The sequence below is a fragment of the Flavobacterium sp. MEB061 genome (assembly GCF_000834715.1).
Classification (GTDB): Bacteria; Bacteroidota; Bacteroidia; order Flavobacteriales; family Flavobacteriaceae; genus Flavobacterium; species Flavobacterium pectinovorum.
Genome location: NZ_JXQR01000015.1, coordinates 515,191 through 535,186 on the forward strand (window position 1 = coordinate 515,191; position 19,996 = coordinate 535,186).

A 19,996-nucleotide genomic window follows, 5' to 3' on the forward strand; every position below is an offset into this window, starting at 1 on the left:
ACTACAATGTAGGAATTTTTTGTACAAACTATGCAATGAAAATTATATAATTTTTCAAAATTATCTTGTAATGTTAAATTTCATAAAATTTAAAATCTTTGTTTAAAGATTTCTGCCACCAAAATAAGGCAGTAATTATGATGTTTTTTCGATCTTATTTTATAACTAAAAAAGAACTATTATGAACCAAAAGGGACCTATTGTACTTATAGAAAATAATCAGGGAGATCGTAAATTATTTACACAAATTTTCTCTGAATTAGAAATTTCTAATAAAATTTTATGCTTTAATTCGGGGAATGATGCTTATAATTATCTGACAACACATGATGTTTCAGCATTTTTAATTTTTGCAGATATTGTACTGCTTCATATGGATGATAAACAAACAGCTCATATTCCGTACAAAAATCTGAGTATAGAATTAAATTGTCCCTGTTTGTTTTTTACAACTGTATTCAATCAGTGTTTTGTGCTTGATGTACATTCAGTACCAACACAAAGTTACATTGTAAATCCTTATACGTACGAAAAATTCAAAGAAGTTATTCGTACTATAGTCGAATATTGGAGTAAAACGGAATCTATAACCCAATATGGCAAAAGTAAAGGCCAGAAAGATGTAGCAAATTAGAAACAAAAAAGCGGTAAATTATGTTTACCGCTTTTTTTATGTTCTTAAATAGTGTTTGAATTAATTGAGAGGAAGATAAATAATCATGTTTGTTCCTTCGTTAGCCTTACTTGAAACTTTTATAAAGCCGTGATGATTGTTGACAATTTTTTGTACCAAAGTCAGTCCAAGACCGCTGCCGCTGTATTGATCGCTATTATGCAATCTGTAAAAAGGTTCAAAAATTTTAGTTTCATAATTTTCAGCAATACCAATTCCGTTATCCATAACACAAATCTTGACATAATGTGTCTGCAGATTTCCTCCAACTTCGGTTATTTCTTCATTTGTAGGTTGTTGCGAACTTATTTTTATTTCAGGAACAACATTTTCTTTTGCGTACTTAATCGAATTCGAAATTAAATTGGTAAACAACTGCTGTATTTGATACGGAATAACAGTTAATTGCGGAATAGGATCTGTAATCACAATCGCATTTTTCTCTGCAATTACATCCTTCAGATCATTAATTGTTTTCTTTAAAAGTAAATTCAGATCTGTTTTTTTAAATTCTTTTTCGATAAAATTAATTCTCGAATAATTGATCAAATCGGTAATTAACTGACTCATATTGTTTACCGAAAATAAAACACGGTCTAAATTATGTCTTCCGCTTTCTGATAAGTTCTTTTCAGTATCAAAAACTCTTTTGCAAAACATATTAATTTTTCGCAGCGGTTCCTGTAAATCATGACTTGCCGAAGAGGTAAACAATTCTAACTGTTTGTTATATCTTTCTAATTCTTCATTTTTAGTTTTGAGTAATTCATTTGTGACACTTAAATCTGTGATATCTTCGAGTGCCAAAAGAATCATTCCTTCTGGTTTTGAATTTATAATCTTACGGGCATTTACCATCAATACTTTTTTGCCAATTCCCGAACAAAAGGTATCAACCTTATAATCTTCAATAGTGTTTTTTTCTCCCAGCATTGTAAAGATAAGTTCTTTAAATTCAGGAATATCCCATTGACAGTCTCCAATTTCAAAAAAGGAATGATCCTCGGTTTCAGCTTCTGTTGTTTGAAAATATTTGTAAAAAGCAGGATTGGCACTTTTTATAATAAAATCCTTATCGATGATAAGCAAAGGCTCGCGAATTGTTTTTACAATCGATTCAGAATAGTTGCGTGTCGAAATAAGCTGTTCCTGACGATCCAGAAGTTCATCATTTACACACATTAATTCTTCATTATTCGACTGAAGTTCTTCTGTAGAAGTCTCCAGTTCTTCATTCATTGCCTGAAGTTCTTCGCTGCTGCTTAACAATTCTTCATTTGTAGTCTGCAGTTCTTCAAAAGCAGTCTGTTGTTCTTCGGTAACGCGTTTAATGTCTTCGCGCATCTGGTTAAGCTCTTTTTCCAGATCCTTAATTCGTTGTTTATCAGATGTACTTGCGCTTAATTTGGCATCGTTATCAATTTCCGGAATAGGTTTTTTATGAAAAATCACCATAAGATGTAAATCATCATAAGGAAGCGTAAGTATTTCAAAAGATGCCAGATAGTTCTGGTCTTTAACTTTGATATTTTCTTTTATGAGGCTTTCCTTTTCCTTTTTTACTTTCAATAGTGCATTACGAAGTTCAAAACTAATGCCTTCACGTGCCATTTTTAGAATGTTAAAATTCGGTTTACCCGGAGAAGGCAATAAAAACGGACTTGTGTCTCCATGAAAATGAACAATTTCTGAATGCTCGTTTATAATAATACTTGCCGGGGTATATTTTGAAAATAAAATATCAGAAGTTATTTTTTTAAAATCGGTTTCCGGGACATTTTTTACGTCGTAGTTCGTCGTTTTTTCGCGTGAAGTAATATGTGTAGGTTTAAATGCTTCAGGTACATAACGTCCCGGAGCAAATTTGCGGGTGTATATTTTTTCATGTTTGCCCACATTTTCAAATAAGTTTGCGGCATTGTTTGTGCTTTCTGATTTTCCAAGAAATAAAAAGCCTTTTTCTTTTAAGGAATAATGAAAAGAGCTCAGCACTTTATTTTGTAAAAACGGATCAAAATATATTAAAACATTTCGGCATGAAACCAAATCAATTCTGGCAAAGGGCGGGTCTTTTATAAAATTGTGAACTGCAAAAATACACATATCACGAATTGCCTTATTGATATGATAATGTCCATCTCTTTTTGTAAAATAATTGTGCAGTCTTATTTCAGAAATTTGCTGTACATCCTGAGGCGTATATAACGCTGCCCGGGCCTTTGCAATGCATTTTTCGGAAATATCCGAAGCAAAAATCTGAACTCTGACGTCTTTAAGATTTTTTTGGGTTAAATATTCATGAAGGCAGATTGCCAATGAATACGCTTCTTCACCAGATGCACAGCCTGCTACCCAAATTCTTAAATTATTATTTACGATATTATTGATTAGCTGTGGAAAAACCAGAGTAGGCAAGGTCTCAAAGTATTTTTCGTCTCTGAAGAAATACGTAACCGGAATCAAAAAATCGTTAAAAAGCGCATCCTGTTCGTTTTTATCATTGCGAAGAATATTGTAATAATCCTGCATGGTTTCTCTTCTTAAAATAACCATTCTGCGGGCAATACGTCTTCTTATTGTAGGCTGTTTGTAATGACGAAAATCATTTCCGGTTCTTAAAAAAACCAGATTTATAATTTGATTCAGAATGTCTTCTTCCTCTTTTGGAATATGTTCTTCTTCGCTGTAAGCATGATTGGTAATATAACTTTTGCGAATTTCGATTAATTGGGAGGCAATTTGTTCAGGAGGCAATATATAATCGATCACATCGGCATCGATGGCACTTTGCGGCATTCCTTTAAAAGCAGCAGTTTCTGGCTCCTGCGCAATTGTTGCGCCGCCAAATTCTTTTATTTTTTTTAACCCAATCGTACCGTCAAAAGCGGTTCCGGAAAGTATTACCCCAATGGCAAAACTTTTATGTACCTGCGCAAGCGATTCAAAAAAGATATCAATGCTTTTATTTGTTTTATCACTGCGTGTTCTTTTGTAGAGTTTTAAAACTCCGTCTTCGGCAATTAAATTATTGTTCTCCGGAATAATATAAATATGATTGTGAGCCAGGTTAATGTCATTAACAATCTCATGAACCGGTATTTTAGAGTGCTGGGCTAATATTTCGGTTAAATTACTAGGATAATCCGATGATAAATGCTGTACGATAACATAAGCCATTCCGGAATTTTCGGGTATGGTTTTAAGTACTTTTTTAAAGGCATCCAAGCCTCCGGCTGAGGCTCCTATACCAACTACGGGAAAATCCTGGGTTGTTTTTTTTGGGCGTGTATTTTCAGGAATATTCATAAAAAAATAATTATTAACATAATCAAAGGTATGAATCCTTTTACAATTAAAAAAGAAGAGTATGAAGTGGAAATCTTATAAAAATGAAAACTTTAAAATATAAGCAGGAGTTGCAATTCTTTATAAAATTTGTACATGTAAGTTTAATTAAAAAACTGTAGTTAGTTTATAATCAAATTATTAATTGTAAAAAATCAATATTATGAAAAATTTATTTTTAACATGTGCAATGATTATGTTTCTAGGAAGTGCAGCCATGGCACAAGACACCCAGAAAAAAAAGCAATCTAAAAGTACGACAGATACTACTACCGTACAAAAGACGAATAAAAAGAGTACAACGACTTATAAAAACGATCCTGCCCATAAACAGCATACAGATAAGTCTAAAACAACAAATCCTTCTACTCCCAATTCTACAATACCCAGAGATACTACAAAACCCGGATACGGAACCGGTTCAGGAAGTGATGGCGGCGTAGGAACAGGAACTGATACAAAAAAGAAACCATAATGAAAAACTGAAGATGAAAAAGCCTGTAAATATTTACAGGCTTTTTGTTTAATCAATATCCATGTTTAAAGAATCCTGATGTTTTATTACTGCAGCTTCCTTTTTGTTTTTGTTTTCGTTTTGGTCCCTTCTTAGATCTTCGTCGTCACAATAACCGCTGCAATAGATGTTTAGAAACGAAATAGCAATAATAAAAAAGATAAGTTTTAAGTTTAAATGTTTCATTTTGTTTGATTTTTATGGGTTTATTTTTAAGGATTAAAACAAAAATAAAAGTGGCAATAATTTCGTGTTTACATAATTTTTTCAGATCGTTATATAATTTCCATGTTCGGGTCTCTAAAACAGGATTTTATGTTCTTCTTCAGACGTTTCAATTTGTTTGATTTCAACTTTTTCTTTCTTAATTGCCTGTCTTAATAACCCAAAAAGACTCATATAAACATTGGCAACAAAAACCAATGCAAAACCGGCAATAATATAGCCGCGCCAATCGTCGATTAAAAGTTTATAATCACATAAAGCAATAAAAAAGATAGTGACATAATGACTAAAACAATATTCGCAGGTAAAAAGATAAAAGGCTTTTCTAACTAAGATTGTGCGGCCATTTTGAGAACGTTTTACACACCATTCTCGTGGTTCCTTAAAAATTTCTTCATGAGTTACAGTCCATGCAATGCAGGATATGGGAATGGCAAGAATAAAAAGCCAGACAATTTGAGTTGCAATATCCATTTTTATACGTTTTTAGATTAAATTCTATGAAATCAATCTTTTAAAGATACGATTCGTCTGATTTTTTGCCTTTATATAGTTTTCTGTTAATTTTACAGAATTTCGCACAACAAAAAGCCGTTACATATTTAAAATATAACGGCTTTGGGTTTACAATTTTTTTGGCATTATGTCATTCGCGCGGATGGATTTCGTGAAAATGTTCATCATTTTCTTCCAGTTTCTCATCATCGTTATTGTCAAGATCTCCATCCTTTTCAATTTCCTGATCCAGATTTTCTTCGTTGCGTTCCGGATTATCGTTTGTAGACAAGTCATCTTCATCAATCACACGTTCCTCATTCGGAATATTTTCATTTCGGTTAAAATCATTTGTTTCATGATTTAAATCATGCAGCTCTTCATCTTTATATTGAAGGTCATCTTCTTTATATTGAAGATCATCTTCCTGATATTTATGTTTATCGTTATCAAATAAGTCTTTTACCGAAGCATCATTGTGTGTCTCTGTAATAGTATCGTCGTGGTGAAAATTACGTTCAACCTGTCCGTAATTTTTATTGTTTTCATTTTTCATAGCAAGTAAAATTTGAAATTGTTTTAATTGATAAAGATTTCTCATAATCAGTGAAGAATGTTAATTCAGGTCTGTAAAAATGTTCATTTACAAAGCTACTATCGAAATCACTTTTACTTCTTACAGAAAAATCAATTGTATTTTCATAATTAACAGTTGATCTTCATTTAGTCCATTTTGAATTTTATGAATTATTGTTTGATTATCAAATGTTTAAATATTGTAAGCTTTGTAAACAATCATGTAATGGCTTGGTTTTGTTTGTAAATTACTTTTGTTGAATGATCAACTGTCATTTGGCCAAATGAATTCAGATCAAATCACGATACTACTTAAAAATATAAAACCCATTTAAAATGAAAAATTCCACGCCAAACCAGGATCATCCAAATGATAAGGAAAGAGATCTGGATATAAATAAATCAAATGCCGAAAATCAGTTTCTTACCACAAACCAAGGGGTTAAAATAAATGACAATAATAATTCTGCCAAAGCCGGTGAAAGAGGTCCATCCTTATTAGAAGATTTTATTCTAAGAGAAAAAATTACCAATTTTGACCATGAGCGCATTCCAGAACGTATTGTACATGCCAGAGGCTCTGCAGCACACGGTTATTTTGAACTTTACAAACCATTAGACAAATATACTAAGGCGGGTTTTTTAAACGATACGAGTATTAAAACACCGGTTTTTGTTCGATTTTCTACAGTAGCGGGTTCAAGAGGTTCTACAGATTTGGCACGTGATGTTCGCGGATTTGCCGTAAAATTTTATACACAGGAAGGAATTTTTGATTTGGTAGGAAACAATATGCCGGTATTTTTTATTCAGGATGCTATGAAGTTTCCGGATTTAATTCATGCCGTAAAACCCGAACCGCATAACGAAATTCCCCAGGCGGCATCTGCACACGATACGTTTTGGGATTTTATTTCGCTAATGCCAGAATCCATGCACATGATTATGTGGGTAATGAGCGATCGCGCAATACCAAGAAGCCTGCGAATGATGGAAGGTTTTGGCGTACACACTTTTAGATTTGTAAATGATAAAAACGAATCTCATTTTATAAAATTTCATTGGAAACCAAAATTAGGAACCCATAGTGTTTTATGGGATGAAGCACAAAAAATATCCGGTAAAAACTCTGATTTTCATAAACAGGATTTATGGGAAGCTATAGAATCTGGTAATTTCCCCGAATGGGAATTAGGAGTGCAGATTATTCCCGAAAAAGATGAACATATTTTTGATTTTGATTTACTCGATCCAACAAAACTAGTTCCTGAAGAACTTGTTCCGGTAACGATTATTGGTAAGATGACATTAAATAAAAATCCCGATAATTTCTTTGCAGAGACAGAACAAGTTGCTTTTCATCCCGGACATGTTGTTCCCGGAATTGATTTTACAAATGATCCTTTATTACAGGGACGTTTATTTTCTTATACTGATACGCAATTATCAAGATTGGGAAGCCCTAATTTTCATGAAATTCCCATTAACCGCACGATTGCACCAATGCACAATAATCAGCGTGACGGACATATGCGTCAGGAAATTGCAACAGGCAGAGTAAGTTATCACCCAAATTCATTAGGAGGCGGCTGTCCGTTTCAGGCAAAAATAGACGAAGGAGGATTTGCAAGTTTTAATGAGCGAATCGATGCGCATAAAGTTCGCGACAGAAGTGCCAGTTTTTCAGATCATTTTAGCCAGGCAACGCTTTTTTACCAAAGCCAGACCGATACAGAACAAGAACATATTATTAAAGCTTTGACTTTTGAATTAGGAAAAGTAGAAACAGTAGCCATTAGAGAAAGAATGCTTGGTTTATTATCAAGAGTAGATCCTATTTTGGTAAGCAAAGTATCAAAATGTTTAGGTTTAAAAGTACCAAAAGAACTCGAAAAACCTATTAATCATGGAGTAGGAGCAGATGCCGATCCTAATAAACACGAGCCGACTTTTGTAAAAAGACCAACAGAAACTTCAGATTCCTTAAGTATTTTAAAAAGTGAAACCGGTAAAGATTCTATTGTAACAAGACAAATCGCTTTTTTATGTGCAGATGGTGTAAATGCGGCATCAGTAAACAATATGAAAGCAGCTTTAAAAAAGGCCGGGGCGGTTGTAAAAATTATAGCGCCGCATTTAGGATCCATAGTTTCTGAAGATGATTCGGAAATTCCGGTTGATCAAAGTTACCTAACGGCAGCTTCTGTACTTTTTGATGCCGTATTTGTACCTGCCGGAAAAGGAATTCTGGATCTAAAAAACAATGGCGATGTCAAAGAATTTCTTACCGATGCTTACAAACATTGCAAGTTTATTGCCGCCGAAGGTCAGGGAATAGAGATACTTCCGTTTGTTAATAATAATGATTCAGAAAAACCCATTAGAGATGTTGGTATTTTGGTAAGCGATCAAATAGGCGATGAATATTTATCGGCTTCTTTTATTGACGCATTGGCCAACCACCGTTTTTGGGAAAGAGAAGCGAATTTGTAATTTACAGTAAACCGAAACTAAATTATTTTGACATGTAATAACTTTAAATGACTCAATAATATGCCAAGTGAAAAAGTAATACAGTGCTGCCAGGCACTAATAGAGAAAAAATGGACGATAAGTTTTGTAGAAAGTGCATCGGCAGGAAAACTGTGTAATGAATTTTCTACTGTTATTAATTCAGGACAAATCTTAATTGGAGGTCTGGTTTGTTATCATGTATCGATGAAAGAAGATTTACTTTTAATACCAAAGGGAACTATTGAACAACACACGGCGGAATCTGCCATTGTAACAAAATTAATGGCGCAGAATTTCCATCGTTTTGTTACTTCGGATATTTGTGTGGCCTTAACAGGATTAGCAAGTCCTGGAGGAAGTGAAACTCCCTCAAAGCCCGTTGGAACTATTTTTGTACATATTATTTTTCCGGATAAAGAAATAGCAAAAAGATTTAAATTCGATGGAAATCCGGAAGAAATTATCACGCAGGCCGTAGATGCAGTCGCAAATTTAGTCTATGAAGAGACTCAGCTTTAAGAAGTTTGTATAAAAACAAAAAACCGTTAGTTTTTGCTAACGGTTTTTTTATGTTTTTTGAAGTAAAGTTTTATTCAACTCTAAATTTGCCATTTCCTGATAAATCTGCATCTCTAAATAAGTCTTCTTCTTCCTCTTCTTCATAAATATCATTTTCTTCTTCATCATAATAATCCTCAAGCTTTTGGTCGGCTTCTTCCTGATTTTCATCATTCGTAATAGCATCGTCCTGATTGATGATTTTCTCTTCTTCATCAGGGTTTTTAGCAAATCTTGGGTGATGGCTGTCTGTTTGGCTATAAATACTCAAATCATCTTCCAGGTCCCAATATCCTAACTCTTGTATGCTTCGTTCTCTGGCGCTAATCGTAACATTCTCTGAATTATGAAAATTACGGTCGCGACGACCGTAATCTTCTCTTTTTTCTATTTCCATAATATTATTTTTATGAAATTAATTTTTTTTAGAATTCGCTTTTTTGTCTGTTGCAGACTTCGCATTGCTTTTCGAAGTAGTAGATTTCATATCAGATTTTTTGTCCGACATTTTTGCACCTGTAGTGCTGCTGGTTTTGTGATTTGAAGTATTCATAATAATAAGGTTTAAATAATTAATATTACAAATTTAACCGCTATGATTTTTAAATATTTACACAAAAATGCTTCATAATTTCATAATTTACAGGTTGTTATAAAACAAGATGCACTTCAAAAATATATGAAGTGCATCTTGTTAAGTAATATTATTGTCTTATTTAAAGCCTGCTATTCAATTCATCCAGCTGGTTCTTTAAATTGATACCTTTTACGGTTTTAAATTTATTTTTTGAATTTGATGTTTCAATTAAAGTCGGAATTTCTATTTCAATAACAGTTCCTGATTTGGACTTAGATTCTATTAAAAACCAACCTTTTAAATTATGAATTCGGGTTTCTAAATTAATATAACCAAATCCCAGAATATAATTTTTAGTATGAAATTCAGTTCCGTTATCCTTAAATAAAAGGCTTAAACAGTTGTCAACAAGATTGAGCTGAATTTCGATTTGTGAAGCTTTTGCATATTTTATTGTATGGTTTAAAAGCTCGTGAACTATTTTAAAAACTTCCATTTGAATAAGCTCATTAATAGTATTAATGTCTTTTTTCGGAAAAGTAAGAAACGAAATTTTTAATTGGCTCGCCGCACTTAAATTGATGATATATGTTTCTAAAACTTCGCAAAACTTGTCGGGACTAAATTTCTTGGGAACCAAAGAATTAGATAAGTTTCGTACTAGTTTGTAAGTTTCTTCCAGTTGCAGATTAATCTTCGTAATGTTTTTTAAATTACTATTATTCAGATGATTTAGCTGGAGTTTTACAGCAGCCAAATTTTTACCGATCGTATTGTATATTTCCTGCGAAATATGTTCACGTTCTTTTTCCTGACGATTAATCCAGGCTTTAATCAAATTTAATTCCTGTTCTTTTAGCAAACTGTCTATTCTTTGAGAATTGATTTCTTCTTGTTTGCTGTTTAATAAACGTTGTGCGCTTAAACTTCTGTAAGTTTGAAATAAAAGCCCCGAAATCAAGATCAAAAGTGACAAAAAAGTAACGATAATAAACAATTGTGTATCCTGTATTTCATTACTTGCAAGCAAAAAGTTCTTGACAGAATTGCTTACAACAGCATTAAAAATGAGAGAAGCATGTGAATTGTGAAATGAAGAAGAAATAAGCAGTTTTGTACTTTCCGTTTGCGCCTGCAAACCAATTGATACAAATAAAAACAACAATAAATAAAGCCTTTTAAAACAAAGTACCATACATTTTAGTTTTATAAATCAATAATAAAAACATTACAGTTAAAGTCTTGTAAATTTGGGGTTTATAAGAATAACGCAACTTTTTTTTGCGGCTTAAAATTAGTGTAAAACAATTAAAACAGTGTCATTTTTGCTAATTATTTTTTAAATCGGATTCTCTGCATTTGTAAACTTAAAATGCAGTATTTATTTCATTTTTAATAAATGCGATCGTCAAATCATTTTTTTCGTAATCAAATGGCTATTTTTTGCATTTTTTTAAATTTTTAAGGCATTTTTAAGTTGTGCTTATTTAATTGAAAAACAAGCAGTTTAAAATAAATGTGAGCATTTTATTATAATAATCAAAAGTATAATACTGTAATAGCCAATATGTATTCGTAAATTAGTAGCCAAATAATATCCACATGACAGTACTTACATTTACCCTGATTATGATTCTGGGTGCTTTTTTAGCCGGTTTTATTGGTTCATTATCAGGACTTGGCGGCGGAATAATTATCATACCACTTTTAACTGTTGTGCTGGGCGTCGATATTCATTACGCCATTGGGGCGGCTTTAGTTTCGGTCATTGCAACTTCTTCAGGATCTGCAGCGGCATATGTAAAAGAAGGAATAACGAATATGCGTTTAGGAATTTTTCTCGAAATCGCCACTACAATTGGCGCAGTTGGCGGGGCATTACTTTCTGCTATTGCACCAACTTCATTTATAGCTGTTTTATTCGGATTGACTTTAATTTTCTCGGCCATTAATTCCTTAAGAAAAAAAGAAGAACATATTGTTTTAGAATCAAGTCCTTTAGCAAAAAAACTTCATTTGCAGGGAACATATCCTACGCACGACGGACAAGTTGTACATTATGGAACCAAAAATGTAATTGGCGGTTTCAGCATGATGGGACTTGCCGGAATGATGTCTGGTTTACTAGGTATAGGTTCAGGAGCTTTTAAAGTTATTGCGATGGACAATATTATGCGAATTCCTTTTAAGGTTTCTACCACAACCAGTAATTTTATGATGGGTGTTACTGCAATGGCGAGTTCTGTAATCTATATTCAAAAAGGGTATATCGAACCCGGAATATGCATGCCTGTTGTAATTGGTGTATTATTTGGCGCTATGGTCGGAGCAAAAATATTGGTGAGAACAAACCCTAAAAAACTGCGTATCTTTTTTGCCTGCCTGATATTTGTATTGGCAGTAAACATGATTTATAACGGACTTAATGGAAAAATCTAAAACTATGACACAGGAAAAATTTGGAGAAAAAGATTTTCAAACCATTATAGGTAATTTATTGCGCTACGGTGTATGGATTTCATTATCAGTAGCTTTTATTGGCGGAATTGTTTATTTGATGCACCACGGCAGCGACATCGAAGATTATTCGGTATTTAAAGAAAACGACAGAAATATTTTTGAAGTATTTGCCAATGTTTACAACGGCGTCATTCACGGAAGTGGAGAATCGATCATCTTTTTCGGAGTAATACTATTATTTCTTACGCCCGTATTTCGTGTTTTGCTTTCGCTGTTTTCTTTTCTTTTAGAGAAAGATTATCTGTATGTTACTATTACTGCAATTGTCATCGGAATAATTATCCTTAGTATTTCATTCGGATTTTCTCATTAAGAAAAGATTTTAGATTTTTGATTTCACACGTATTTGTCATTCCGAGGAACGAGGAATCTCCGCAAGAAACTCCGCAATGATTGGCCATTCTAATTACAAGATGGATTAAAATCCATCCCTACAATATGATCCGTTCCTCCGGAACTCTTTATAAAATTCCGGAGGAATGATTTATTTTGTAGCCAGGGATTTTAATCCCTTGAACGCAAAGTAACCCCAATATTGTCATCCCGTGAATCCAATCCTAGTAGAGTTACGAGTGTGAGAGTTTAAAACAACAAAGATTTTAGATTTTTATTTCACGCAGATTTGGCAAATTTGAGCAGATTTAGATTTCGATAATAATCTGCGTGCATCTGCTAAAATCTTTTTAAAATCTGCGTGAAAAAATATGAAGTGAAACGCTTTTTTTGAGATAGTTATGAGAAAGATTTTTAATTCTCAATTTTTAATTATTTCCCAATAATTTCCTTGCGATGTAATGTGCCCCAATCTTTCAATGCCATAATTACATGGGTAAGTGATTGGCTGTGTTCCGTTCGCGCATATTCTACCGTTGGCGGAAACGTGTCATAAACCGTTCTCGTTACCAATTTATTTATCTCAAGATCTTTAAGTTCTTTCGAAAGCATTTTATCTGTAATTCCGTTAATGTCTTTCGAAATCTCCTTGAATCGTTTTGGTCGGTCAGATAAAGCAATTAAAATCGGCAGTTTCCATCTTCCGTTTAAAACCTCTAAAGCATCCCTTACTGGCAATAATGCGGCCATGCATTCTTGTGGTCTATGGGCAAATTCTTTTATTTCGTCGTTTTTTATCATACCAATTGTGTTACTATCCTCAAGGATAGCGCTATCCTCGGGGATAGTACTATAAAAGGGATAGTAAATGTATATAAGTTTGTATCATAAAACAAATTAATATATAATCATGAGCAAAAAAATTCTGAATATAACTTCAAGTCTAAAAGGAGATGCTTCGTTTAGCATTAAATTATCAAACGCCATTCTGGAAAAATTGGCAGCAGAATATCCGGAAAGTCAGGTGAAAACATCAGATCTTTCTAAAGCGCCTTCACCATATTTAAGCGGATTGGATTTGGCGGCATTTTACACACCGGCAGATGCACATACAGCAGAACAGCAAGAAACTATTAAATATTCAAATGAAGCCATAAGAGATTTATTAGAAGCTGATGTTATTGTAATTGGAGTACCAATGTACAATTTCGGAATTCCGGCAGTTTTAAAAGGATGGATTGATCAGGTTGCAAGGGCAGGAGCAACATTCAGTTATGCTGATGGTTCACCAAAAGGATTGGTAACGAATAAAAAAGTCTATTTGTCAATTGCTTCAGGAGCTATATTTTCTGATGGTCCGTACAAAGCTTACGATTTCTCAGAACCTTATTTACGTGCCGTACTTGGCTTTCTGGGAATGACAGATATTACCGTTTTTCGTGTAGAAGGAACTGCAATTCCTGATTTTGCAGAAGGTGCCTTACCAAAAGCATTGGCAAGCGTTGAAGAATATGCGTTTTAATAATTGTTAATTATAAATTGTTAATGGCTAATTATATTCCTGCAAGGTTTTCAAAACCTTGTAGGTATATTTTTAAAGCAATTAGAAATGAATTTTTAAGTTTTAGAAATTATAGCAGTTAATAATTACCTTTAATAAGACTTAGAAATACCTACAAGGTTTTGAAAACCTTGCAGGATCGAATTCAAAATTCATCATTAATAATTAACCATTAATAATTATTTCTCAATAATCATAGTAATTCCCTGTCCTCCCGCTGCACAAATAGAAATAAAACCTTTTCCGGAACCTTTTTCGTTTAGCAATTTTGCCATAACGCCAATAATTCTTCCACCTGTAGCTGCAAACGGATGCGCGGCTGCCAGACTGCTTCCTTTTACATTTAATTTACTTCTGTCGATAGCACCAAGGTTTTTCTTTAATCCCAATGCTGTGGTAAGCTCCGGGCTTTCCCAAATTTTTAAAGTTGCTAAAACCTGAGCTGCAAATGCTTCGTGAATTTCATAAAAATCAAAATCCTGCAATGTTAAGTTTGCTTTTTCAAGCATTCTTGTTGCGGCAAATACAGGCGCGAGCAATAAATTCTGTTGGTTTTTTACATATTCAATTGCGGCAACTTCGGCATGTGTGATGTAAGCAAGAATTGGTAAATTATGCTCTTTTGCCCATTCTTCGCTGGCCAAAAGAATACTCGAAGCGCCATCGGTAAGCGGAGTAGAGTTTCCTGCCGTAAGCGTTCCGTTTGTTTTATCAAAAGCCGGAGAAAGTTTTGCCAGTTTTTCAAGCGTACTGTCTTTCCTAAGATTATTATCTCTTTCAAGTCCGTTAAAAGGCGTAATCATATCATCAAAAAAACCTTCGTCGTATGCTTTTGCCATATTCAAATGACTTTGAAGCGCCAGTTTATCCTGATCTTCTCTTGGAATCTGGTAATATTTAGCCGTAATTTCAGTATGTCCGCCCATCGAAAGTCCGGTTTGAGCTTCTTCATTTCTGGGAACAAGCGGAGTTAAATCTTTTGGCCTCAATTTTAAAAATATCTTTATTTTTTCTCCCAGTGATTTTGCTTTTCTTGCATCCAGCAATATTTTTCTAAGCTTTTCGCTTACTGCAATAGGCATATCACTAATAGAATCGACACCGCATGCAATTCCCGAATCAATTTGGCCCAAAGCAATTTTATTGGCAATATAAATAGCACTTTCAATACCGGTATCACAGGCTTGTTGTAAATCGCAGGCAGGAGTAGCAGGATCAAGAGCCGTTTTCATAACACACTCTCTAATCAAATTATTATCCATGGTGTGTTTAATTACAGCACCGCCAACAACTTCTCCAAGTAATTCGCCTTGCAGGTTGTATTTTGCCACAAGACCATCAAGCGTTGCCGTCATCATTTGTAGATTACTAACGTTTGAATAAAAAGTATTTGCCCTTGCAAAAGGAATTCGGTTATAACCCACAATGGCTACTTTTCTTATTTTACCCTGATTTTCCATAGTAATGATTTAGTTAAATTTATATTGGATATTTTAATTTTATTTGACCGTAAAAGTATAATCGTAAACAAAAATTACAGACACTTTTAACCCGTTTGAGCTTGTAATGCTGAACTTTCCGTTTAAATCTTTACTAAGGCCTTCCATTAGTTTCATACCAAACGAATCGTATTTTTCAATATCAATTTCTCCTTCAATCCCAACGCCATTATCGGCAATTTCAAGTAAAAACGAATCATCCTGAAAATGTTTTAGCGTGATGGTAATTTTTCCTTTTTTCTCATCTGGAAAAGCATATTTTATGGCGTTTGTAATGGCTTCATTTAAGATTAAACCAATCGGAATCGCCTGTGCAACATGCATTTCAATATATTCAACATCAACTGCAAAACTGTAATTGGCGTTGTAACTGTCTTTTAAATAGCTAATAAGTTCCTTAATATATTCCGGCATTTTAATGCACGAAAGCCCTTCTGACTGATACAATCGCTGGTGAATCAGCGACATCGAATTGATTCTGTTCTGGCTGTCTTTTATCGCATTTACAGCCGATTCTTCTTTTAAATAAACAGATTGGGTGTTTAATAAGCTCATCACAACCTGCAAATTGTTTTTTACACGATGATGCACTTCTTTCAAAAGCCATTCTTTTTCCTTTACAACATTCTGCAGGATTTTATTTTTCTTTTCAATTCTGCTTTTACTGATCTGGAGTTGTTTATTACTTTCTTTTTTGTTTTTATAACTTCTAAAAATCAATGCCGTAATAATAAGTACTAAAATTAAAACTAAACCCGCAATAAGTTTTACTACTTTATCATTTTTTATCTTAACTTTTTGAAGTTCACTTTCATTCGTTAATAATTGAATGTTTTTATCCTTTTTTGCCGTTTCGTATTTTATCTCCAAATCTGAAATCTGATAAAACTTTACATCATTAAAAATACTGTCTTTTGCTTTTTGATATTTTTTAAGGTTGGCTATTGCCGAAATATAATTTCCGGATGCCGAATCTAACTTGAAAGCCATCATATGACTGTTAATTATCATATTAATGTCTTTGATAGAAGCCCCCAGTTTTTTGTTGCGATCCAGATATTCTGCCGCCAATTGGTAATTTTTAGTTTTAAATAAGTGATTTACAATGTTGTTATTAATTTCAAGATTCGAAATTACGGGTAAAAGTGTTTTATTCTCTTTTTGAAGTTCTATTAGTTTATTACAATATTTATCGGCCAGTTTATACCAGCCCAAATCATCATAAACAGTGATATAACATATTTGAAGCCAGATTAAATCCCTCGCATCGGTTACCTTTAAATTTTTAACCTTTGTGTCTAAAAATTGTTTGGCTTCTTTTCTCCTGCCAAGTTTCAGTAAATCTTTAATAATGTAACTGGCATTGTAAAAAGGTAAAAATTCAGAATACAGCTTTAAACTACCATCAAAGGATTTTTGGTGGTATTTTAACGCCAGTTCGTAATTTTCCATTTTATAATACGTAAGTGCCAGATTGGTATAATCTTCTGTCATATAATAGACATCCTTATTTTGTTCCCCAATTTCTATAGAGATCAGCCCAAATTTTACAGCTTCGGTATACAAACCCAGTTTCGAATACGTTTCGGCCAGATGACTGTATAAATTCTGATTTCTAGTATCACCAATGGTTTCATATATAATCTTGGCTTCATTAAATTTTTGAAGAGCCGCTTTAAAATCTCCCATAAAAAAATAATGACCGCCGTAATAAAGTAAAATATCCGCAATTTGTTGTTTAGAACCGCCTTTTTTAAAAGCCTGATAAGCCTTTTCAACCACTTTTATTCGTTCGCCAATCTCGCTGTCAAGACTATAATAATTGGTCAATTCCCGGTAAGCTTCGCCTTCGAGCCAGGAAGTATTGTTTTTTCGCGCAATTTCAAAAACCTTCTTAAGTTCTCTTTTGCCTTTAAAAGGATTTCCGCCTTCGCGATATATTTGTGAGTACAAAATATGACTCATCCATTTTCCCTTATAAAACCTGATTTTGTCACTGATTAATTCAGCTTGTTTGGCAAAAACATAACTGCTGTCCATATCGGCTTTTTCCTCACCAACTTTTGTAACATAATATAAACTCAGTTTTTGTAATTTTAAAACACGTGTGGTATCATTTAGTTTTGTTTTTAATTCAGCTTTTATTTTATCACTTTCTTGTTTTAATAAGGGTTGCGACAAGGCAGTAAAATTCAATTGAAAAAGAAAAATTAAAAAGAAGTTTTTAAGTAAATGATACATAAAGGGTATAGTTGAATGCTGTAATTAGTTTTAATTTACTACTGCATAAATAGTTTCTGAGGCTAATAAATTTGCTTTTTTAGAAGATATAAATCTTACTACAGGATAGCAAAGCTATGTCATTTTTTGATTAATATCCTTTTGCAAAACAAGAATTTGACCATAATTATCTTTTAAATATTTCAAAACTAAAAAAGTGCATGATTAGTAAAAAAGCCAATCAAATTTTGAATTAATAAAAGCTTTAAGATTGATTTATTGCAATTGAAAATTTATATAGCGGTAAAGAAAAACAAGCACAATATTAAGCAACAATTACTGAATATAATAAACTCATCATAAATTAGCGATATATCGTAAAATTTAATTAGAGGAAAAATGGTAAAGAGCTTGTATTATAACTGTTTAAAACTTTAGGTATCTTTATTGAACAGAGTGTTTACGGAAATAAAAATCAACAAAGGATTTGAATATGAAAGCAGATACAATTTTATTCAACGGAAAAATACATTCATTCAATACCAATTATAAAAACGCAACAGCGGTCGCCATTAAAGACGGAAAATTTATTGCAGTTGGCAGCGATAGCGAAATTTTAGAATATAGTGATGCAGCAACAAAATTGATTGATTTACATCAAAAAAGAGTCGTTCCGGGACTAAATGATTCCCATATTCATTTGATTCGCGGCGGATTAAATTATAACCTTGAATTGCGTTGGGATGGAGTTCCGTCGTTAGCAGATGCAATGCGAATGTTGAAAGAACAGGTTGACAGAACGCCATCGCCGCAATGGGTGCGTGTAGTAGGAGGCTGGTCTGAATTTCAGTTTGCCGAAAGACGCATGCCAACCCTGGAGGAAATTAATGCAATTGCTCCGGAAACACCCGTTTTTATATTGCATTTATACGATCGTGCCTTTATGAATCGCGCGGCATTAAAAGTAATTGGTTTTACCAAAGATACTCCGGCGCCTGCAGGAGGAGTAATCCAAAAAGATGCAAACGGAGAACCAACAGGTTTGATAATTGCTTCGCCAAATGCCATGATTTTGTATTCGACTCTGGCAAAAGGCCCAAAACTTTCATACGAACATCAGCTTAATTCGACCCGTCATTTTATGAAAGAGTTAAACCGTTTCGGGATCACAAGTGTTATTGATGCCGGCGGTGGATTTCAGAATTTTCCGGACGATTATAAAGTTGTCAATGAATTAAATGAAAAGAAAGAACTAACCGTTCGTATTGCCTATAATTTATTTACGCAACGCCCAAAACAAGAGTTTGAAGATTTTGATGAATGGATTCAAGAAGTAAAATTATATCAGGGCGATGATATGTACCGCCATAACGGAGCGGGGGAAATGCTGGTTTTTTCGGCAGCAGATTTTGAAGATTTTCTACAGCCAAGACCCGATCTTCCCGAAAATATGGAAGCAGAATTAGAAAAAGTAATTCGGTTACTGGTCGCAAATCGCTGGCCTTTCAGACTACATGCGACTTATAATGAAAGCATTACCCGTTTCTTGAATGTTTTCGAAAAAGTAAACAAAGAAATCCCGTTTAATAATTTACCGTGGATATTTGATCATGCCGAAACGATCGATGAACGCAATATCGAAAGAGTAAAAGCTTTGGGTGGCGGAATCGCAATTCAAAGCCGAATGGCGTATCAGGGCGAATATTTTACGGATCGTTACGGTGCAAAAGCTGCCGAAAACACACCACCAATCAAGAAAATGCTCGAAATGGAAATTCCGGTTGGCGGAGGTTCAGATGCAACAAGAGTAAGCAGTTACAATCCGTGGGTTTCAATGTATTGGCTTACAGTTGGTAAAACTGTTGGTGGTTTGCAATTGTACAATGAAAGCCGTTTGAGCCGTGAAATTGCGCTACAGCTTTATACACAGGGAAGTGCCTGGTTTTCGCAGGAACAAAATAAAAAAGGAAATATTGAAACCGGAATGCTGGCTGATCTTGTGGTTTTGGACCGTGATTATTTTACAGTCGACGATGAAGATATTAAAAACATAGAATCGGTTCTTACCGTTGTTGACGGGAAAATTGTGTATGCAAAAGGAGATTTCTCTTCGTTTTCGCCGCCATCAATTCCGATACTTCCGGACTGGTCGCCAACCAATATTTACAACGGTTATTATCACGCCGAATCGCACAACAAAAATGCTATTGATTTAAAATTGAAAAAATCAAATTCGACTATAAATAATGCTGCACAAATTCATTGCTGCTCCGGAAGTTGTGATATTCATGCCCACGATCATAACGCCGCACGACTAAGTACGGTTCCCGTAAATAATTACAACGCTTTTTGGGGCGCATTAGGATGCTCTTGTTTTGCCTTTTAA

At 33.8% G+C, this 19,996-nt stretch carries 18 protein-coding genes; 8 read left to right on the forward strand and 10 right to left on the reverse strand.

All coding sequences use genetic code 11. The features are described from left to right. Positions 1–181 precede the first annotated feature (181 nt). The gene (locus RT99_RS09545; protein WP_042564485.1) at positions 182–634 is read left to right on the forward strand and encodes a hypothetical protein; all 453 of its coding nucleotides are present in this window, start codon (positions 182–184) and stop codon (positions 632–634) included. 60 nt (positions 635–694) lie between these two features. Here RT99_RS09545 and RT99_RS09550 read toward each other — a convergent pair whose 3' ends face one another. Then, positions 695–3,979 (reverse strand): CheR family methyltransferase, encoded by a 3,285-nt coding sequence (locus tag RT99_RS09550; protein WP_052483634.1) that lies wholly within the window; start codon positions 3,977–3,979, stop codon positions 695–697. Between the two features lie 202 nt (positions 3,980–4,181). Between RT99_RS09550 and RT99_RS09555 the strand changes: the two genes are divergently transcribed. Next, a complete protein-coding gene (locus tag RT99_RS09555; protein ID WP_042564486.1) occupies positions 4,182–4,493 on the forward strand; it encodes a hypothetical protein in 312 nt (103 codons plus the stop codon). A gap of 48 nt (positions 4,494–4,541) precedes the next feature. Here RT99_RS09555 and RT99_RS25310 read toward each other — a convergent pair whose 3' ends face one another. The 3 genes from RT99_RS25310 to RT99_RS09565 all read right to left on the reverse strand — a co-directional run bounded on the left by RT99_RS25310 (position 4,542) and on the right by RT99_RS09565 (position 5,808). After that, positions 4,542–4,718 carry a hypothetical protein gene (locus RT99_RS25310; RefSeq protein ID WP_165587193.1) on the reverse strand — a complete coding sequence of 59 codons (177 nt, stop codon included), beginning with the start codon at positions 4,716–4,718 and terminating at the stop codon, positions 4,542–4,544. Between the two features lie 114 nt (positions 4,719–4,832). Further along, a complete protein-coding gene (locus RT99_RS09560; protein ID WP_042564487.1) occupies positions 4,833–5,231 on the reverse strand; it encodes a hypothetical protein in 399 nt (132 codons plus the stop codon). Positions 5,232–5,403: 172 nt separating this feature from the next. Continuing rightward, positions 5,404–5,808, reverse strand: coding sequence for a hypothetical protein (locus RT99_RS09565; RefSeq protein WP_131494910.1), 405 nt, complete (start codon positions 5,806–5,808; stop codon positions 5,404–5,406). 356 nt (positions 5,809–6,164) lie between these two features. On the opposite strand from RT99_RS09565, the gene RT99_RS09570 reads away from it, so the two are divergent. Continuing rightward, the gene (locus RT99_RS09570) at positions 6,165–8,321 is read left to right on the forward strand and encodes a catalase (protein WP_042564489.1); all 2,157 of its coding nucleotides are present in this window, start codon (positions 6,165–6,167) and stop codon (positions 8,319–8,321) included. Positions 8,322–8,381: 60 nt separating this feature from the next. After that, entirely contained in the window at positions 8,382–8,861 is a 480-nt protein-coding gene (locus RT99_RS09575; RefSeq protein ID WP_042564490.1) for a CinA family protein, read from the forward strand. A gap of 70 nt (positions 8,862–8,931) precedes the next feature. Here RT99_RS09575 and RT99_RS09580 read toward each other — a convergent pair whose 3' ends face one another. From RT99_RS09580 to RT99_RS09585, 3 genes are all read right to left on the reverse strand, one after another. After that, the gene (locus RT99_RS09580) at positions 8,932–9,297 is read right to left on the reverse strand and encodes a hypothetical protein (protein ID WP_042564491.1); all 366 of its coding nucleotides are present in this window, start codon (positions 9,295–9,297) and stop codon (positions 8,932–8,934) included. Positions 9,298–9,315: 18 nt separating this feature from the next. Then, positions 9,316–9,453, reverse strand: coding sequence for a hypothetical protein (locus RT99_RS25315; protein WP_159438459.1), 138 nt, complete (start codon positions 9,451–9,453; stop codon positions 9,316–9,318). A 163-nt stretch (positions 9,454–9,616) separates the two neighbouring features. Then, a complete protein-coding gene (locus tag RT99_RS09585; RefSeq protein WP_052483635.1) occupies positions 9,617–10,672 on the reverse strand; it encodes a sensor histidine kinase in 1,056 nt (351 codons plus the stop codon). Positions 10,673–11,079: 407 nt separating this feature from the next. Between RT99_RS09585 and RT99_RS09590 the strand changes: the two genes are divergently transcribed. After that, positions 11,080–11,916, forward strand: coding sequence for a sulfite exporter TauE/SafE family protein (locus RT99_RS09590; protein ID WP_042564492.1), 837 nt, complete (start codon positions 11,080–11,082; stop codon positions 11,914–11,916). Continuing rightward, positions 11,903–12,310: a DUF1634 domain-containing protein gene (locus tag RT99_RS09595; protein WP_082036937.1), complete on the forward strand. Its 408-nt coding sequence runs from the start codon at positions 11,903–11,905 to the stop codon at positions 12,308–12,310. The genes RT99_RS09590 and RT99_RS09595 overlap by 14 nt, the downstream gene beginning before the upstream one ends. Before the next feature lie 452 nt (positions 12,311–12,762). Here the strand turns inward: RT99_RS09595 and RT99_RS09600 are convergent, their stop codons facing one another. After that, a complete protein-coding gene (locus tag RT99_RS09600; RefSeq protein ID WP_042564493.1) occupies positions 12,763–13,131 on the reverse strand; it encodes a helix-turn-helix domain-containing protein in 369 nt (122 codons plus the stop codon). Between the two features lie 109 nt (positions 13,132–13,240). Between RT99_RS09600 and RT99_RS09605 the strand changes: the two genes are divergently transcribed. After that, positions 13,241–13,852: an FMN-dependent NADH-azoreductase gene (locus RT99_RS09605; protein ID WP_042564494.1), complete on the forward strand. Its 612-nt coding sequence runs from the start codon at positions 13,241–13,243 to the stop codon at positions 13,850–13,852. 218 nt (positions 13,853–14,070) lie between these two features. Here the strand turns inward: RT99_RS09605 and RT99_RS09610 are convergent, their stop codons facing one another. Then, positions 14,071–15,351: an acetyl-CoA C-acetyltransferase gene (locus RT99_RS09610; protein ID WP_042564495.1), complete on the reverse strand. Its 1,281-nt coding sequence runs from the start codon at positions 15,349–15,351 to the stop codon at positions 14,071–14,073. Between the two features lie 39 nt (positions 15,352–15,390). After that, positions 15,391–17,631 carry a histidine kinase dimerization/phosphoacceptor domain -containing protein gene (locus RT99_RS09615; protein ID WP_042564496.1) on the reverse strand — a complete coding sequence of 747 codons (2,241 nt, stop codon included), beginning with the start codon at positions 17,629–17,631 and terminating at the stop codon, positions 15,391–15,393. A gap of 472 nt (positions 17,632–18,103) precedes the next feature. Between RT99_RS09615 and RT99_RS09620 the strand changes: the two genes are divergently transcribed. Beyond that, the gene (locus RT99_RS09620; RefSeq protein ID WP_042564497.1) at positions 18,104–19,996 is read left to right on the forward strand and encodes an amidohydrolase; all 1,893 of its coding nucleotides are present in this window, start codon (positions 18,104–18,106) and stop codon (positions 19,994–19,996) included.

What these genes read in the sequence shown, in the direction of transcription:
- RT99_RS09575 (WP_042564490.1), top strand. Translation starts at nt 8,382, where the DNA reads ATGCCAAGTGAAAAAGTAATACAGTGCTGCCAGGCACTAATAGAGAAA.
- RT99_RS09605 (WP_042564494.1), top strand. Translation starts at nt 13,241, where the DNA reads ATGAGCAAAAAAATTCTGAATATAACTTCAAGTCTAAAAGGAGATGCT.
- RT99_RS09585 (WP_052483635.1), bottom strand. Translation starts at nt 10,672, where the DNA reads ATGGTACTTTGTTTTAAAAGGCTTTATTTATTGTTGTTTTTATTTGTA.
- RT99_RS09580 (WP_042564491.1), bottom strand. Translation starts at nt 9,297, where the DNA reads ATGGAAATAGAAAAAAGAGAAGATTACGGTCGTCGCGACCGTAATTTT.
- RT99_RS09550 (WP_052483634.1), bottom strand. Translation starts at nt 3,979, where the DNA reads ATGAATATTCCTGAAAATACACGCCCAAAAAAAACAACCCAGGATTTT.
- RT99_RS09565 (WP_131494910.1), bottom strand. Translation starts at nt 5,808, where the DNA reads ATGAAAAATGAAAACAATAAAAATTACGGACAGGTTGAACGTAATTTT.
- RT99_RS25315 (WP_159438459.1), bottom strand. Translation starts at nt 9,453, where the DNA reads ATGAATACTTCAAATCACAAAACCAGCAGCACTACAGGTGCAAAAATG.
- RT99_RS09595 (WP_082036937.1), top strand. Translation starts at nt 11,903, where the DNA reads ATGGAAAAATCTAAAACTATGACACAGGAAAAATTTGGAGAAAAAGAT.
- RT99_RS09615 (WP_042564496.1), bottom strand. Translation starts at nt 17,631, where the DNA reads ATGTATCATTTACTTAAAAACTTCTTTTTAATTTTTCTTTTTCAATTG.
- RT99_RS09570 (WP_042564489.1), top strand. Translation starts at nt 6,165, where the DNA reads ATGAAAAATTCCACGCCAAACCAGGATCATCCAAATGATAAGGAAAGA.
- RT99_RS09610 (WP_042564495.1), bottom strand. Translation starts at nt 15,351, where the DNA reads ATGGAAAATCAGGGTAAAATAAGAAAAGTAGCCATTGTGGGTTATAAC.
- RT99_RS09620 (WP_042564497.1), top strand. Translation starts at nt 18,104, where the DNA reads ATGAAAGCAGATACAATTTTATTCAACGGAAAAATACATTCATTCAAT.
- RT99_RS09590 (WP_042564492.1), top strand. Translation starts at nt 11,080, where the DNA reads ATGACAGTACTTACATTTACCCTGATTATGATTCTGGGTGCTTTTTTA.
- RT99_RS25310 (WP_165587193.1), bottom strand. Translation starts at nt 4,718, where the DNA reads ATGAAACATTTAAACTTAAAACTTATCTTTTTTATTATTGCTATTTCG.
- RT99_RS09560 (WP_042564487.1), bottom strand. Translation starts at nt 5,231, where the DNA reads ATGGATATTGCAACTCAAATTGTCTGGCTTTTTATTCTTGCCATTCCC.
- RT99_RS09600 (WP_042564493.1), bottom strand. Translation starts at nt 13,131, where the DNA reads ATGATAAAAAACGACGAAATAAAAGAATTTGCCCATAGACCACAAGAA.
- RT99_RS09555 (WP_042564486.1), top strand. Translation starts at nt 4,182, where the DNA reads ATGAAAAATTTATTTTTAACATGTGCAATGATTATGTTTCTAGGAAGT.
- RT99_RS09545 (WP_042564485.1), top strand. Translation starts at nt 182, where the DNA reads ATGAACCAAAAGGGACCTATTGTACTTATAGAAAATAATCAGGGAGAT.